Here is a 14,289-nt window from a genome sequence, read left to right on the forward strand (position 1 = left end):
GGTTGTACGGAGCACGATGAGAATCGTGCTCTTTTGAGGTTGTTTTTCGTCAAATTCCTTATGCTGGGTGACGGTTGTTGGCCAAGGCAGTGGACAAAAGCGACCCGGACGTCGAGGTGACGGTGGAGGATCCCGACGCCGCGGCAGCGCTGATCGCCGAGGTGACGGCCAGCCTGTCGCATCTGGCGCAGCGTCATCACCTCGACATGCTCGACTACCTGCTGCGCATGGCGAACCTGGAGGCCGAGGAGCATCTCAGGCTGCGCAGCCGCCACAGGCTCTGCTGACGGCCGGCCGCGCTCAGCGCGGGGCGAGAGCGGTTTCCTCCGGCGCCAGCGTCCGGCCGTCCTCCGCAGTCAGCAGCAGCTTGCGAACCGGCCTGCGGTTCGCGCGGTCGACGAGCGCGGTGGCGATCTCGTCCGGGTGCTCGTCGAATTCCTCGCTCCACTGTCGCAGTGCGACCAGGATCGGAAACAGGCCGCGGCCTTTCGGCGTCAGCACGTAGTCGCGATAGGAGCTGCCATCCGCGGCCGGCTCGGTGGTCAGGATGCCACGATCGACCAGCGCCCGCAGTCGCACCGTAAGGATGTTCTTCGCCATGCCGAGGCTGCGCTGAAATGCGCTGAAGCGGCGCACGCCGAGAAAGGCATCGCGGATGATGAGCAGCGACCACCAGTCGCCGATCGCATCCAGCGACCGCGCGATCGGGCAGGCGTCGCCTTCCAGGCTCGTGCGCTTGACCATCACGTCATCCTTGTCCTGTCGCCCGCGGGGCGCGGCTGATACCCCGGCGCACCCGCGTCAGGTCACGCCCTTGTGTGGTTGCATTATAAAACCGACTGGCCTATGTCGTCTATCGGTTTAATTATGCAACCATATGGAGGCGGGCGTGAGGCTTGCAAACAAGACGGCACTGATTACCGGCGGCAGTAGCGGCATCGGGCTTGCGACCGCCCGGCGCTTCGTCGCGGAAGGCGCCAGGATCGCGATCACTGGGCGCGATGCCGGGCGGCTGGAGGCTGCGGCGCGCGAGCTCGGGCCGAACGCGCTGGCGCTGGTGGCCGATGCCACCGACATCGCCGCGACCGAGGCCGCGGCTGCCCGCGCCGCAGAGCGCTTCGGCAAGCTCGACATCCTGTTCGCCAATGCCGGCATCCCCGGCGCGACCCCGGCCGGAGCAACCAGGCCCGAGGTGTTCGAGCAGGTGATCCGCACCAATCTGACGGGCGTGTTCTTCACCGTTCAGGCGGCGCTGCCTCATCTCAAGGACGGCGCCTCGATCATCCTCAATGGCTCCGTGATCTCGGTGCTGGGCAATCCCGGCTATTCGGCCTACGCCGCGAGCAAGGCTGGGGTGCGCGCGATGGCGCGGGTGCTGGCGTCGGAGCTGTCGCCGCGCGGCATCCGCGTCAACGTGGTTGCGCCGGGCGCGATCCGGACGCCGATCTGGGGCGCCGCGGTCGCGACGCCCGAGGCTGAGAAGACGTTCGAGGCAAGGATCGCGGCGACCACGCCGCTCGGCCATATCGGCGAGCCGGAGAATATCGCCAGCACCGTGCTGTTCCTGGCGTCGGACGATGCCGCGCACATCCAGGGGCAGGAGCTGTTCGTCGATGGCGGCGCCACGAGCTCGCCGGCCGGTGCGCCGATCTATCGGGGGTAGGCGCCAGAGAGCAGCATGTGGCGAGGCCTCGTCACGGTGAGAGACGGTGGCTGCCGGCGGCAGCCACCGTCTCGATCAGGCAGCGAGATCGCCGGCCGTCTGAAGCGCCGTCGCGAGCGCCTGCTCGCGCTGCTCCGGCCCGATCTGGACACCATCGGCCGCGATGAATGTGAGATCCTTGACGCCGATGAAGCTGAAGACCCCGCGCAAATAGGTCTCCAGATGTTCGAAGGCGGCCATCGGCGTATCCGCGCCATAACGGCCGCCGCGCGAGATTGCGATGATCACGCGCTTGTCGCCGGCGAGCCCTTCCGGGCCGTTCGGGCCATATTTGAAGGTCTTGCCCGCGACCGCGATGCGGTCGATCCATGCCTTGAGCTGGCTCGGGATGGAGAAATTGTACATCGGAGCCCCGATCACGACGGTATCGGCGCGGAGAAACTCCTCAAGGACCGCCTGACCGGATGTGATGTCCGCCTCGATGGCTGGATCCGCTGCCGCTCCTCCGCGCATGGTCGCGACATGCGCGCCAGACAGATGCAACAGCGGTTCTGCGGCGACATCCCGATAGGTGACCTCGAGGTCCGGCGTCAGCTGGCGGAGCCGCGCGACGATTGCGGCGGACACCTGACGGCTGACGGAGTGGGGGCCGAGCACGCTGGAGTCGACATGAAGGAGTTGGGTCATCGGGTCAGTCACCTTGGTATTGGTTTGTAACTGGCGCACTATGAGTGACTGTGCTGTAACCCCACAAGAACGCACATTTTTGAAACTCGGGCACAGCCATGACACCTGCGAACAGCCCTGATCCTGGCCTGCCGGCGGAGCCGGAGCACAATGATTGCCGGGGCGTCGCCTCGATCCTGGCGCGCGTCGGCGACAAATGGAGCGTGTTCGTCATCATGATGCTGCAGGACGGGCCGAAGCGCTTCAACGAGCTCAAGCGCCTCGTGGGCGGCATTTCCCAGCGCATGCTGACCCTGACGCTGCGCGGCCTCGAACGCGACGGGCTGGTGACGCGCACGGTTTTTCCGACCATCCCGCCGCGGGTCGACTATGAATTGACCGATCTCGGCCGCGGCCTGTCGCAGCCCGTGCAGGCGCTCGGGCACTGGGCCATCCAGCACCAGGACCAGATCGAGCGGGCACGCACGCACTTCGACGCACGCAAGGATGCCGACTGAGTGCTAGGTGAGCGACACCATCCCGCCGCCGTGGCGCTCCAGGCGGCCGGCCAGCTCCAGCTCGAGCAGCACCATGCGCAGCACGGCGGGTGACAGACCGCTGATCCGGATCAGGTCGTCGATCGAGACGGGCGTCGGGCCGAGCAGGGCTGTGATCTGCGCGCGGTCGTGGCTTTCGGGATCGGGGGCGAACAACTCCTCGTCCGGCTCGCGCAGCGAAAAGGGCAGCGGCCGCTCCATGATCGGGCCGACGGCCTGGATGATGTCTGCGGCTTCGGTGACGAGCGCGGCGCCCTGCTTGATGAGATCGTTGGTGCCCGCGCAGCGGGGATCGAGCGGCGAGCCCGGGACGGCGAAGACCTCGCGGCCCTGTTCGCCGGCCATGCGCGCCGTGATCAGCGAGCCCGAGCGATGCGCGGCCTCGACGACGACGACGCCGAGCGAGGCGCCGGAGATCAGCCGGTTGCGGCGGGGAAAGTCGCGGGCGCGCGGCTCGTGGCCGAGCGGCATTTCGGAGATCGCGGCACCGCTGCCGCCGACGATGCCGCCGAGCAGGTCGACGTGCTCCGGTGGATAGATCCGGTCGTGGCCGCCGGCGAGCACCGCGACCGTGCCGCTGCCGAGGCTCGCGCGATGGGCGGCCTGATCGATGCCGCGGGCGAGGCCAGAGATGATGACGAAGCCGGCCTGACCGAGCTCATGGGCGATCTGGCTGGCGAATTTGAGTCCGGCGGCGGAAGCGTTGCGCGAGCCGACGATGGCGATCATCGGGCGCATCAACGTCTCGCGGGCGCCGCGCACTGCGAGCAGCGGAGGCGCATCCTCGCAGGTGGCGAGGCGGGGCGGATAGCCGTCCTCGTTCGGCGCCCGCAGTTCGACGCCTTGCCGTTTGCAGGTTTCGAGTTCGGCCTCGGCTTCGCCGACCGTGCAGATCCGGCCGGCTCCGGCCGCGCCGCCGCGGCGTGCCAGATCGGGCAGCCGGTCGAGCGCTACGCGCGCGGTGCCGAAATGGTCGAGCAGCGAGCGGAAGGTGCGCGGGCCGACATTGTCGGACCGGATCAGGCGCAGCCGGTCGCGCCGCTCGGTGTCGCTCAGCTCGATCGTCGTGTTGATGGCATCCACGCAAAGCCCCCTTTACCGGGGACTAGAATGGAGCAACCCGAGGACGCAGGGAAGAGGGCGCGCTACGCCGGCGCGACGTCGCGCACATCCTCGGACGCGGATATCGGAGACGACAGCGCCGGCTGATCGCCCTGGATGGCCGGCGTGGTGCCGACCGGAGCCTCGCGCAGCCAGCGCTCGGCGGCGTCGCGTCCGCGCTGGTACAGCAGCTCGATGAAGCTGCTGCCGAGATCGGTCGCATCGCGCTGAGCCAGGGCCTCGATCTCGTCCTCGGCGGCAAGCCGATGAACGCGCGGCGGATGCAGGCCGTCGCTGCGTGCCCATTCGAGCGCCGCGAGCTCGGCGTTCAGGACCGCATTGCCGGCGATCTGGTCGAGACGGCGATCGATCGCGGCCGAGGTCATCGGGACATTGCCGTCGCGCGCGGGCGTGACCTGAACGACCAGCAGGTCGGCGGCGCTGGACTCATGCGCGATCTGGATCAGCGGCGGATTGGTGAGGTAACTGCCGTCCCAATACGCCTCGCCCTCGATGTCGACAGCGGCGTGCAGTTGCGCGGGACAGGTGGAGGCGAGCAGCGCATCCGGCGTGATGCCGGCATTGCGGAAGATCTGCGGCAGGCCGTCACGGGCCCGGGTCGCCGCGATCAGCAGGCGGGGTGCGGCCGGGCCCTGCACGGCGTCGAAGTCGATGGTCTCGAGGAGGATGTCGCGGAGCGGGTCGAGATCGAGCGGGTCGGCGCGTCCGCCGCGCAGCCCCGCGCCGAACGACACCGAGCTGCTCGCCGGCGAGTACGCGCCGATCACCAACAGCGATCGGAACGACGCCTCCTCCATCAGCCGGGTCCAGAACAAAGCGAGCCGGTTGCGGGCTTCGTCGCGGCCACCCTTGGCGAGCCCGCTCGCGAGCAGCGCGGCGTTGACCGCGCCGGCGCTGGCGCCGCTGATGGTGTCGAAATCGCAACCGGGCTCCTCGAGCAGGCGATCCAGCACGCCCCAGGTGAAGGCCGAGAACGTTCCGCCGCCCTGCAGAGCCAGCGACAGCTTGCGCGGCGGCCACGTCCGGGGTGGTGGCGGCAGCGTGACCGTTGCGATCGTCTCCGCCAGCGTTCGCTCGGGCGTCTCCGCGGCCTTGGTCTCGCTGATCACGGACGCGCTCGTGGCCGCCATGATCATCTCGGCAACGGCCGGCGCGACATCGGCTCGTTCCGGCGCAGGGTGCGGTTCGGATGCTTCGGTGGATGGTGCCACGTTCGGCATGACCGGCGCAGCGGGCGCGATCGCCTCAGGCGTGGGCGCCGGGTCTGCAGCGGCCGTGATGCCGGTCGACCAGATCTCGGCGGCCGAGAGCAGCAGGCTGGCGTTCGATCGGGCCGGGGCCGCCTTCTGCTGCGCCGGAGCCTGATCAGTACGGTCATCGTGCGTGGCCGACGAACCGCTGGAATTGGTCTTGCGTAACCACATGCAGGAATCATGACAGGCAATCATGATTCACGCCAGAGACCCGCGTTGACTTATGAGCTGATCAATCGCCGGTGTTGCCGTGCAGCCGCTGTGAAAACAGGGCGCAACGCAGGTTTTCCGTATTTGCTCCGTATTTGTCCGGAGCGAGCGACTACTTCTTCGCCCCGATCTTGCTCTCGGTGCCCGACTGCAATCGCTTGATGTTTTCGCGATGCATGTAAATAAGCAACAGTGTGAGCAGGACGAACAAGGCCGCCAGCGCGGTGTGGCCGAATGCCCACAGCACGATGGGCGTCAGCACGCTGGCGACGAGTGCCGCGAGCGATGAGTAGCGGAGCGCGAACGCGGTGGTGAGCCACACCAGGCAGAAGAAGATGGCGCCGGGCCAGAACAGGCCAATCAGAATACCGATGTAGACCGCCACGCCCTTACCGCCGCGGAACTTCAGCCACACCGGGAACAAGTGGCCGAGGAAGGCGCCGAGGCCCGCGATCATCGCGGCATTCGGGCCGCCGAGATAGCCGGAGATGATGACCGCGGCCGTGCCCTTCAGCGCGTCGCCGAGCAGGGTTGCTGCCGCGAGCCCCTTGCGTCCGGTGCGCAGCACGTTGGTGGCGCCGATATTGCCGGAGCCGATGCTGCGCAGATCCTGCGTGCCGGCCAGCCTGGTCAGGATCAGGCCGAACGGGATGGACCCCAGGAGATAGCCGATGATGAGAGCGAGGGGCAGGAAGGCTTCGGAACCCATCATACCGCTCCTTCCGAGCTTGGCCTTGCGTCAGACATGTTCGAACACGGTGCGGCCGCCGACGATGGTGCGGACCACGCGGCCGGTGAAGCGGGCTTCGTCGAACGGCGTGTTCTTGCACAGCGATTTGAGGTCGGCCGGATCGAGGATCCAGGGCACGTCGGGATCGATCACGATGACGTCGGCCGGCGCGCCCGCCCGCAAGGTGCCGCCGGGCAGGCCGAGCAGTTCGGCGGGCCGGGTCGACATCGCGCGGATCAGGGTCGTCCAGCTCAGCTCGCCATTGTGTACGAGCCGCAGCGCCGCCGGCAGCATGGTCTCAAGGCCGACCGCGCCGCTCGCAGCCTCCGCGAACGGCAGCCGCTTGACCTCGACGTCCTGCGGCGTGTGGTCCGACATGATGACGTCGATCAGGCCCGAGGCCAGCGCCTCGACCAGCGCGCGGCGGTCGACCTCGGTGCGCAGCGGCGGCGTCAGTTTCAGGAAGGTGCGGTAGGGGCCGATGTCGTTCTCGTTCAGGGTGACGTGGTTGATCGAGACCGACGCGCTCACCGTGAGGCCTGCCTCGCGGGCGCGCCTGAGGATGTCGAGCGAGTCGATCGAGCTCAGCGCTGCCGCGTGATAGCGTCCCTTGCTGAGCGCCACCAGGCGCATGTCGCGTTCGAGCACGACGGCTTCCGCTGCGGGCGGAATGCCGTAGAGGCCGAGCCGAGAGGCAAACTCGCCTTCGTTCATGACGCCTTCGCCGACGAGATTGGGATCCTCGGTGTGATGCACGATCAGGGCGTCGAAATCCCGCGCATAGGTCAGCGTGCGGCGCATCACCTGCGCGTTCATCACGCTGGTATGGCCATTGGAGAAGGCGACCGCGCCGGCAGCGCGCAGCAGCCCGATCTCGGTCATCTCCTCGCCGCGCAGGCCCTTGGTCAGCGCCGCCATCGGCTGGATGTTGACGATGGCGGTGTCGCGCGCGCGGCGCAGCACGAAGTCGACGGTCGCCGAGTTGTCGATGACCGGCTCGGTGCCGGGCTGGCAGATGATGGTGGTGATGCCGCCGGTCGCCGCCGCCTGGCTGGCGCTGGCGAAGGTCTCGCGATGGCCCAGACCGGGCTCGCCGACGAAGGCGCACATGTCGATCAGGCCGGGGGCCACGATCTTGCCGGCGCAGTTGACGACATCGGTGCCCTCGGGCACGCCGGCCGCGCCGATGCCGCGCTTGAGGTCGCGGATGACGCCGTCGGCGATCAGCACGTCGCCGGGGCCGTCGAAGTCGCGGGAGGGGTCGATGACGCGCGCATTGGCGAGCAAGATCGGGCGGCGGTCGGTCAGCATGGCGTTTTGTCCCGACTTCTGTATCACGCGTTGGGCAGGTTGCGGGCCAGTGCTTCGAGCACGGCCATGCGCACGGCAACCCCCATTTCGACCTGTTCCCGGATCAGCGATTGCGCGCCATCGGCAACGATGGACTCGATCTCGACGCCGCGGTTCATCGGTCCCGGATGCATGACCAGCGCGTCTGGCTTGGCGTAAGCGAGCTTCTTCTGATCGAGCCCGAAATACTGGAAATATTCCGACGACGACGGCACGAACGAGCCGTTCATGCGCTCGCGCTGCAGCCGCAGCATCATGACGATGTCGGCGCCGTTGAGGCCCTCGCGCATGTCGCGCGCGACCTCGACGCCCATCCGCTCGATGCCGGGCGGCAGCAGCGTGGAGGGCGCGACGATGCGGACGCGGGCGCCCATCGTATTCAGCAGCAGGATGTTGGAGCGCGCGACGCGCGAATGCAGCACGTCGCCGCAGATCGCGATCACCAGCCCCTCGATGCGGCCCTTGTTGCGGCGGATCGTCAGCGCATCGAGCAGCGCCTGGGTCGGATGCTCATGCGCGCCGTCGCCGGCATTGATCACGGAGCCGTCAACCTTGCGCGCGAGCAGCTCGACCGCGCCGGACGCATGGTGGCGGACCACCAGGATGTCCGGGTGCATCGCGTTCAGCGTGACCGCGGTGTCCATCAGGGTCTCGCCCTTGCGCATGGACGAGGACGACACCGACATGTTCATGACGTCGGCGCCGAGCCGCTTGCCCGCGATCTCGAACGAGGACTGGGTCCGCGTCGAGGCCTCGAAGAACAGGTTGACCTGGGTCCGGCCGCGCAGCACGGTGCGCTTCTTGTCGACCTGACGATTCAGTTCGACATATTCCTCGGACAGATCGAGGAGACCGGTGATGTCGTGGGCGGAAAGGCCCTCGATTCCCAGCAAATGCCGGTGCCCGAGGACGAAAGTCGATTTCGGAGAGGTTGCCATTAAAGCCAGAGCTATAGGCGCGGTTTCCGCAGGGGGCAAGGCCGAAAGCCGGGGTTCCGAGTTATCCCCCGTTCCGTCTTTCGAGCCTCTCAGGGCGCTCCAAACCGGCGGCTGGCGAGCCATCGCCAGACGAGGTCCGCTCCGATATGCCCTGATCCTGCTGGCGGCGATCGTGCCGGCCTGTGCGAGCGCGTTGCCGTTCGATTTCGTCTATCTCCGCGACATCGACCCGACGATCCTTCAGGACATCCGTTATGCCGGCAGCAACAATTTCGTCGGCCGCCCTTTGCCGGGCTACGAGGCGGCCGAATGCGTCGTGACGCGTGACGTGGCGCGGCGGCTGCAGGCCATCCAAGCCGAACTGCGGCCGCGCGGCCTGTCGCTGAAGATGCTCGACTGCTACCGGCCGGTGCGTGCCGTGGCGGAGATGCTGGCCTGGTCGCAGGACGGCGTCGAGACCACGGCCGGTCGCCGTTACACTCCGCGCATTGCCAAGCAGGACCTGTTCCGTCTCGGCTACATCGCCGTGCGTTCGAGCCATTCGACGGGTGCGGCGCTCGATCTCACGCTGGTCGAGCTCGCGGCGGATAATTCGGCGGTGTTCGACCCGGCCAAGGACTACGCGGACTGCACCGCGCCCGCAGCGCTACGCGCGCCCGAGGGCAGCGTCGACATGGGAACCGGCTACGACTGTCTAGATCCCAAGGCGCATACCGCCGCGCAAGGATTGACGCCCGAGCAGCGGCGCTGGCGCGATGAGCTGCTCTCGGCCATGGCGCGGCAAGGTTTTGTGAACTATGCCAAGGAGTGGTGGCACTTTTCGCTGCCGGGCGCTGGCGCGACCACTTATGTTTTTCCCATTCGGCCGCGCCGATGATCGATCTGTAGCAGGGCACGGCCATGACGCAGTCTTCCTTCGCGACCCATGAGGTCTTCAACCAGTCGCCGCCATTCGAGGACGTCAACCTGTTCACGGCAGACCAGCCGCTGGTCGACGCGGTGAAGACCAATGGCGGTGCTCGCGCCGAGCAGGAGCTGTCTGCGTTCGGTGCGCTGTGGGGCTCGGCCGAGATGGCCGAGCAGGGCCGGCTCGCCAACGAGAACACGCCGAAGCTGCGCAGCTTCGACGCCAAGGGCTTTCGGCGAGACGTCGTCGAATTCCATCCGACCTACCATGCGATGATGTCGCGCTCGGCCGCAGCCGGCCTGCACAATTCGACATGGACGGCAGAAGGCCGGCCCGTCGGCGGCTGCTCGGAAGTGGTGCGCGCCGCGAAGTTCTACATCGCCTCGCAGGTCGAGAGCGGCCATTTGTGTCCGATCACGATGACGCGCGCCTCGGTGGCGGCGCTGGCCGCCCAGCCCGATCTGCTGGCTAGAGCGATGCCGGTCATCGCGACTGATGACTACGATCCGGCGTTTGCGCCGTGGTGGCAGAAGCGCGGCATGACGCTCGGCATGGGCATGACCGAGAAGCAGGGCGGGACCGACGTGCGCGCCAACATGACGCGCGCTGAGCGCACGACCGATGGCTATCGCATCACGGGGCACAAATGGTTCATGTCGGCGCCGATGTGCGACGCCTTCCTGGTGCTGGCGCAGGCCGATGCCGGCCTGACATGTTTCTTCATGCCGCGCTTCAAGCCGGATGGCTCGGTCAACGCGATCCAGTTTCAACGCTTGAAGGACAAGCTCGGTAACCGCTCCAATGCCTCGTCGGAGGTGGAGTTCGCGGGCAGCTATGCCGAGCGGGTCGGCGACGAGGGCAGGGGCATCAGCACCATCATCCAGATGGTGCAGCTGACGCGGCAGGATTGCGCGATCTCGTCAGCCGGCCTGATGCGCTCGGGACTGGCGCACGCGCTGCATCACGCGCGCCACCGCAGCGTGTTCCAGAAGCATCTCGCCGACCAGCCACTGATGCAGGCGGTGCTCGCCGACATGGCTCTCCATGTCGAGGCGACGGTGGCGCTGGTGATGCGGCTGTGCCGTGCGTTCGATCGCGCGCCTCTGTCCCCGCGGGAGGCCGCCTACATGCGGCTGCTGACGCCCGCGATCAAATACTGGGTGTGCAAGAGCGCGCCGCCGTTCTTGTATGAGGCGATGGAGTGCCAGGGCGGCAACGGCTATGTCGAGGACGGCATTCTCGCGCGCCATTTCCGGGAGTCGCCGGTCAATGCGATCTGGGAGGGCTCGGGCAACGTGATGTGCCTCGACGTGCTGCGGGCGCTGACGCGCGAGGCGGAGGCGGCCGCGCACGTGCTGATGCAACTGAAGGCAGAGACCAGCGGGCTTCCCGGCGCGGCGGAGGCGCTCGCTTTCATCGAGACCGGCTTCCGCCGGCCGGATTCCGAGCGCGTTGCCCGGCTTGCGGTGGAGAAGCTGGCGCTGCTCGCCGCCTGCGCCGCGCTCAACGTGGTCATGCCTCGCCATGCCGAACTGTTCGCCGCGACGCGGCTCGCCGCCGTGCATCCGAGCATGTATGGCGCGGTCGATCTCGATCTCGCCGATATCCGTGCCTTGCTGGAGCGCGCCCTGCCTTGACCGATTCTCCTGAAGTCGCCGTCGCGGACTCGCTCGATCCGGCCAATCCACCGCAACAGGTCGCGCCTGCGAAACACCAGCCGCGCACGCTCGGCTTCTGGTGGACCGCGCTGTGGGGCTTCGTGATCTTCATCGCGCTGTTCGCCGGCCAGGCTGCGGTGGTCGGCTACTTTCTGCTGATGCGGGACGGGCCGACCGACGCCGCTGCGCTGGTTCACATCGCCAGCCGCGGGCTGACCTTGTCGCTGTCGGTGATCATGGGCCTGCCGGCCGTGCTGCTGGCGGTCTATTTCGCCGTCCGTCACACCCGCACGCCCTTCGCCGAATATCTCGGCCTGCGCTGGACGTCGTGGAAGTATGTCGGCATCGGCATCGTGGGCATGGTGGTGATCGTCGTCGCCTGGGACCTGATGTCACGAGCGACGGGGCGCGAGGTCTCTCCGGGCTTCATGTTGGACGTCCTGAAGACGGCCAAGGGCGACGGCACGGTCTGGCTGATGGTGCTCGCCTTCTGCGTCGCGGCGCCTCTGTCCGAGGAATTGTTCGCGCGCGGCTTCCTCTATCGCGGCTGGTCGGATTCGTTTCTGCGGGTGCCGGGCGCGATCGTCCTGTCGTCGCTGGTCTGGACCGCGATGCATCTGCAGTACGACTGGTACTTCTTCCTCGAGGTGCTCGCGCTCGGCCTGTGGTTCGGCTATCTGCGCTCGGTCAGCCATTCGACCTGGCTGACCGTCGTGCTGCATGGCCTCAACAACCTCGCCGCCACCGTGCAGACCATGTGGCTCGCCAGCGGCCAGTCCTGAGCGCGGTGTTCAGCCGGCCCAGGCGATCGCGAGCGGCATGGTCAGCGCCGCCAGCACGGTCTGCAGTGAGATGATCTGCGCCAGCAGCGGCGCATCGCCGCCCATCTGCTTGGCCAGCACATAGGCGCTCGGCGAGGTCGGCACCGCCGCGCAGATCGCGACCACGATGAGGCTCGGGCCGGTGACGCCGAACCATCCGGCGAGCCCGATCGCGAGGAGGGGCATCAAGACCAGCTTGAGCACGACGCCGAGCGCAGCGGCCGGGCCGGCGCGGCGCAAGCCTTCGAAGTGCAGGCCGGCGCCGGTCACCAGGAGGCCGATCGGCAGCGACGCCTGGCCGAGCGCGTCGGCAGCATCATGCCAGAGTTTAGGCAGTGGCACCCGCGCGACGTTGAGCGCGAGGCCGAGGACGCAGGCCCAGATCAGTGGATTGCGCACGATGGTGGCGAGGATCTCGCGGAGCGAGCGGCGGTTCGGCGAGGCATAATGGGCGAGCACCGCGACGCTGAACACGTTGACCATCGGGATGATCGCGATCATCGCGACCGACGCCACCGCAAGGCCGGTGGGGCCGAACAGGCTGCCCGATACGCTGAGCGCGACGTAGGTCTGCCAGCGCGTCGCGCCCTGGAAGATCGAGGTGAAGGCCGGTCCGTCGACGCCGGCGCGCGCGAGCAGCGGCCGCAGGGCGAGGCAGAGCGCGGACATCGCCAGCATCGCCAGGAACAGCGCGCCGCCGATGCCGGCCACCGGCACCTTGCTGAGATCCGCCTTGACGAGGCTCTGCAGCAGCAGGGCGGGGAACAGCACGTAGTAGGTCAACCGCTCCAGCCCGTGCCACTGGGTATCGAGCCGCATCAGGCTGCGCCGTAGGCCAAAGCCGACCACGATCAGCAGGAACACCGGCGCCAGCGCCGCGATGACGGGGCCCATGCGACTACTGACCCGAGCGGCGCAGCGTCGTCAGCCGGTCGAGCGCACCCTGCAGGATGAAGATCGCCGCATGCGTATCGATCACCTCGGCGCGTTTGGCGCGGCTGACATCCATGCCGATCAACTCGCGCTCGACCGCCGCCGTCGACAGCCGCTCGTCCCACAGGCCGATCGGCAGGTCGGTAAGGCCGGCGAGATTGCGCGCGAACGCCCGGGTCGATTGCGCCCGCGGCCCCTCGCTGCCATCCATGTTGATGGGAAGGCCGAGCACGAAGCCGACCACCTTGCGCTCGGCGCAAATGGCAAGCAGCCTGATGGCGTCGGCCTTGAAGGCCTTGCGCTGGATCGTCTCGACGCCGGTGGCGAGCCGCCGGTCCGGATCGGACACGGCGACGCCGATGGTCTTGGTGCCGAGATCGAGGCCGACGAGCGCGCCGCGCTCGGGCCAGCGGCCGGCGGCTTCGACAAGGGGGAGAATGGGCGCGGGCATGGCAATGCGCTTAACACGCAGGCGCGTGGCGAGCCAGCAGGTGAGGGCGTGCATCGCTTCGCCGCCCCGATGAAGCTCGCGCACGCGAGTCGACCGGCCCAGATGTCGAGCGTTGCAGTCTTTCCCGGATGCGCCGGCTTCGGATCATCAAGCGAAGCTGGTGGAGCGCGAGAGCTTGTTCCAGGCACTCACTTCGGCTTTCATGCCCTCGATCTTCTGCTCGACCAGGGCCAGCGCGTCCTCACCGAGGAACAGCCGTACAGGCGGTTTTTCGGCTTCCACGAGGGCAAGCAATGCCTGTGCGGCCTTCGCGGGATCGCCGGGTTGGTTTCCGCTCTTGGCCAATCGGGCGGCGCGAATCGGATCCATGACGGCGTCGTAGTCGGAAATGCTGCGTGGCGTGCGATCCATGGACCGTCCCGCCCAATCGGTCCGAAACTGACCGGGCGCAAGCGCAATGACGCGGATGCCGAAGGCGGCCACTTCCTTGCCGAGCGACTCCGAGATGCCCTCCAGCGCGAACTTGCTGCCGCAATAGAAGCTGATCCCGGGCATGGTGATGAAGCCGCCCATGGAGGTCACATTGACGATATGGCCGCGCCGCCTCGCGCGCATCCCCGGCAACACGGCCTTCATCATCGCGACAGGGCCGAACACGTTGGCGGCGAACTGCCGCTGCAGATCGTCGAGCGAGGACTCCTCCAGCGTGCCCTCGTGACCGTAGCCGGCATTGTTCACCAGTACGTCGATCGCGCCAATCTGCTTCTCGGCCTCTGCCACAGCAGCCGGGATTGCATCGAAATCCGTAACATCGATCACGAGAGGATGAGCCTTGCCCGCTGCAAGCGCGGCAAAAGCCTCGGCATCCCCGACCCTTCGCACGGTCCCGATCACCCGATGGCCGGCGGCCAGCGCGCCCTTTGCGAACGCTCGGCCCAAGCCCGAGCTGACGCCAGTGATGAGGAAGATCTTCGAATCGGCAGCCGCCATCGTACAACTCCGCATGACAAGGTTATCTATATCATGATAT

General features: G+C 67.5%; 16 protein-coding genes. 6 read left to right on the plus strand and 10 right to left on the minus strand.

Features of this window, described 5'->3' with window-relative positions:
• The first annotated feature begins 77 nt into the window (after positions 1 to 77).
• Positions 78 to 287: a hypothetical protein gene (locus QX135_RS26250; RefSeq protein WP_315740362.1), complete on the plus strand. Its 210-nt coding sequence runs from the start codon at positions 78 to 80 to the stop codon at positions 285 to 287.
• Between the two features lie 13 nt (positions 288 to 300).
• On the opposite strand, the gene QX135_RS26255 is transcribed toward QX135_RS26250, so the two are convergent.
• The gene (locus QX135_RS26255; protein ID WP_315740295.1) at positions 301 to 744 is read right to left on the minus strand and encodes a helix-turn-helix domain-containing protein; all 444 of its coding nucleotides are present in this window, start codon (positions 742 to 744) and stop codon (positions 301 to 303) included.
• Between the two features lie 145 nt (positions 745 to 889).
• On the opposite strand from QX135_RS26255, the gene QX135_RS26260 reads away from it, so the two are divergent.
• Entirely contained in the window at positions 890 to 1,663 is a 774-nt protein-coding gene (locus QX135_RS26260) for a glucose 1-dehydrogenase (protein ID WP_315740294.1), read from the plus strand.
• 75 nt (positions 1,664 to 1,738) lie between these two features.
• Here QX135_RS26260 and QX135_RS26265 read toward each other — a convergent pair whose 3' ends face one another.
• On the minus strand, positions 1,739 to 2,350 hold the full coding sequence (locus tag QX135_RS26265; RefSeq protein ID WP_316180915.1) for an FMN-dependent NADH-azoreductase: 612 nt from the start codon (positions 2,348 to 2,350) through the stop codon (positions 1,739 to 1,741).
• 98 nt (positions 2,351 to 2,448) lie between these two features.
• Between QX135_RS26265 and QX135_RS26270 the strand changes: the two genes are divergently transcribed.
• Positions 2,449 to 2,847 carry a helix-turn-helix domain-containing protein gene (locus tag QX135_RS26270; protein ID WP_316180913.1) on the plus strand — a complete coding sequence of 133 codons (399 nt, stop codon included), beginning with the start codon at positions 2,449 to 2,451 and terminating at the stop codon, positions 2,845 to 2,847.
• Positions 2,848 to 2,850: 3 nt separating this feature from the next.
• Here the strand turns inward: QX135_RS26270 and dprA are convergent, their stop codons facing one another.
• The 5 genes from dprA to QX135_RS26295 form a co-directional block, all read right to left on the minus strand.
• Positions 2,851 to 3,969, minus strand: a complete 1,119-nt coding sequence (dprA, locus tag QX135_RS26275; RefSeq protein WP_316180911.1) for a DNA-processing protein DprA — start codon at positions 3,967 to 3,969, stop codon at positions 2,851 to 2,853.
• Positions 3,970 to 4,031: 62 nt separating this feature from the next.
• Entirely contained in the window at positions 4,032 to 5,432 is a 1,401-nt protein-coding gene (locus tag QX135_RS26280) for a patatin-like phospholipase family protein (protein WP_316180908.1), read from the minus strand.
• A gap of 151 nt (positions 5,433 to 5,583) precedes the next feature.
• Positions 5,584 to 6,180 (minus strand): glycerol-3-phosphate 1-O-acyltransferase PlsY, encoded by a 597-nt coding sequence (plsY, locus tag QX135_RS26285; RefSeq protein WP_316180906.1) that lies wholly within the window; start codon positions 6,178 to 6,180, stop codon positions 5,584 to 5,586.
• Between the two features lie 30 nt (positions 6,181 to 6,210).
• The gene (locus QX135_RS26290) at positions 6,211 to 7,512 is read right to left on the minus strand and encodes a dihydroorotase (protein WP_315784500.1); all 1,302 of its coding nucleotides are present in this window, start codon (positions 7,510 to 7,512) and stop codon (positions 6,211 to 6,213) included.
• 23 nt (positions 7,513 to 7,535) lie between these two features.
• Positions 7,536 to 8,489 carry an aspartate carbamoyltransferase catalytic subunit gene (locus QX135_RS26295; RefSeq protein ID WP_315740287.1) on the minus strand — a complete coding sequence of 318 codons (954 nt, stop codon included), beginning with the start codon at positions 8,487 to 8,489 and terminating at the stop codon, positions 7,536 to 7,538.
• 151 nt (positions 8,490 to 8,640) lie between these two features.
• Between QX135_RS26295 and QX135_RS26300 the strand changes: the two genes are divergently transcribed.
• From QX135_RS26300 to QX135_RS26310, 3 genes are read left to right on the plus strand one after another with little or no spacing between them, the layout of a single operon-like run.
• On the plus strand, positions 8,641 to 9,366 hold the full coding sequence (locus tag QX135_RS26300) for a M15 family metallopeptidase (RefSeq protein ID WP_316181014.1): 726 nt from the start codon (positions 8,641 to 8,643) through the stop codon (positions 9,364 to 9,366).
• A 23-nt stretch (positions 9,367 to 9,389) separates the two neighbouring features.
• On the plus strand, positions 9,390 to 11,033 hold the full coding sequence (locus QX135_RS26305) for an acyl-CoA dehydrogenase family protein (protein ID WP_316180903.1): 1,644 nt from the start codon (positions 9,390 to 9,392) through the stop codon (positions 11,031 to 11,033).
• The gene (locus QX135_RS26310; RefSeq protein WP_316180901.1) at positions 11,030 to 11,836 is read left to right on the plus strand and encodes a CPBP family intramembrane glutamic endopeptidase; all 807 of its coding nucleotides are present in this window, start codon (positions 11,030 to 11,032) and stop codon (positions 11,834 to 11,836) included. The genes QX135_RS26305 and QX135_RS26310 overlap by 4 nt, the downstream gene beginning before the upstream one ends.
• Positions 11,837 to 11,845: 9 nt before the next feature.
• Here QX135_RS26310 and QX135_RS26315 read toward each other — a convergent pair whose 3' ends face one another.
• From QX135_RS26315 to QX135_RS26325, 3 genes are all read right to left on the minus strand, one after another.
• The gene (locus QX135_RS26315) at positions 11,846 to 12,769 is read right to left on the minus strand and encodes an AEC family transporter (RefSeq protein WP_316180899.1); all 924 of its coding nucleotides are present in this window, start codon (positions 12,767 to 12,769) and stop codon (positions 11,846 to 11,848) included.
• 4 nt (positions 12,770 to 12,773) lie between these two features.
• Positions 12,774 to 13,259, minus strand: coding sequence for a Holliday junction resolvase RuvX (gene ruvX / locus QX135_RS26320; RefSeq protein WP_315740283.1), 486 nt, complete (start codon positions 13,257 to 13,259; stop codon positions 12,774 to 12,776).
• 147 nt (positions 13,260 to 13,406) lie between these two features.
• The gene (locus QX135_RS26325) at positions 13,407 to 14,249 is read right to left on the minus strand and encodes an oxidoreductase (protein WP_315784491.1); all 843 of its coding nucleotides are present in this window, start codon (positions 14,247 to 14,249) and stop codon (positions 13,407 to 13,409) included.
• Between the last annotated feature and the right edge of the window lie 40 nt (positions 14,250 to 14,289).

It is taken from the genome of Bradyrhizobium sp. SZCCHNR1098, assembly GCF_032489375.1.
In the GTDB taxonomy this organism is placed as follows: Bacteria; Pseudomonadota; Alphaproteobacteria; order Rhizobiales; family Xanthobacteraceae; genus Bradyrhizobium.

Bases quoted from the DNA above. Each gene is read 5' to 3' on its own strand.
- QX135_RS26255 (WP_315740295.1), bottom strand. From the start codon at position 744: ATGGTCAAGCGCACGAGCCTGGAAGGCGACGCCTGCCCGATCGCGCGG.
- QX135_RS26265 (WP_316180915.1), bottom strand. From the start codon at position 2,350: ATGACCCAACTCCTTCATGTCGACTCCAGCGTGCTCGGCCCCCACTCC.
- QX135_RS26270 (WP_316180913.1), top strand. From the start codon at position 2,449: ATGACACCTGCGAACAGCCCTGATCCTGGCCTGCCGGCGGAGCCGGAG.
- QX135_RS26280 (WP_316180908.1), bottom strand. From the start codon at position 5,432: ATGTGGTTACGCAAGACCAATTCCAGCGGTTCGTCGGCCACGCACGAT.
- plsY (WP_316180906.1), bottom strand. From the start codon at position 6,180: ATGGGTTCCGAAGCCTTCCTGCCCCTCGCTCTCATCATCGGCTATCTC.
- QX135_RS26290 (WP_315784500.1), bottom strand. From the start codon at position 7,512: ATGCTGACCGACCGCCGCCCGATCTTGCTCGCCAATGCGCGCGTCATC.
- QX135_RS26295 (WP_315740287.1), bottom strand. From the start codon at position 8,489: ATGGCAACCTCTCCGAAATCGACTTTCGTCCTCGGGCACCGGCATTTG.
- QX135_RS26305 (WP_316180903.1), top strand. From the start codon at position 9,390: ATGACGCAGTCTTCCTTCGCGACCCATGAGGTCTTCAACCAGTCGCCG.
- QX135_RS26315 (WP_316180899.1), bottom strand. From the start codon at position 12,769: ATGGGCCCCGTCATCGCGGCGCTGGCGCCGGTGTTCCTGCTGATCGTG.
- ruvX (WP_315740283.1), bottom strand. From the start codon at position 13,259: ATGCCCGCGCCCATTCTCCCCCTTGTCGAAGCCGCCGGCCGCTGGCCC.
- QX135_RS26325 (WP_315784491.1), bottom strand. From the start codon at position 14,249: ATGGCGGCTGCCGATTCGAAGATCTTCCTCATCACTGGCGTCAGCTCG.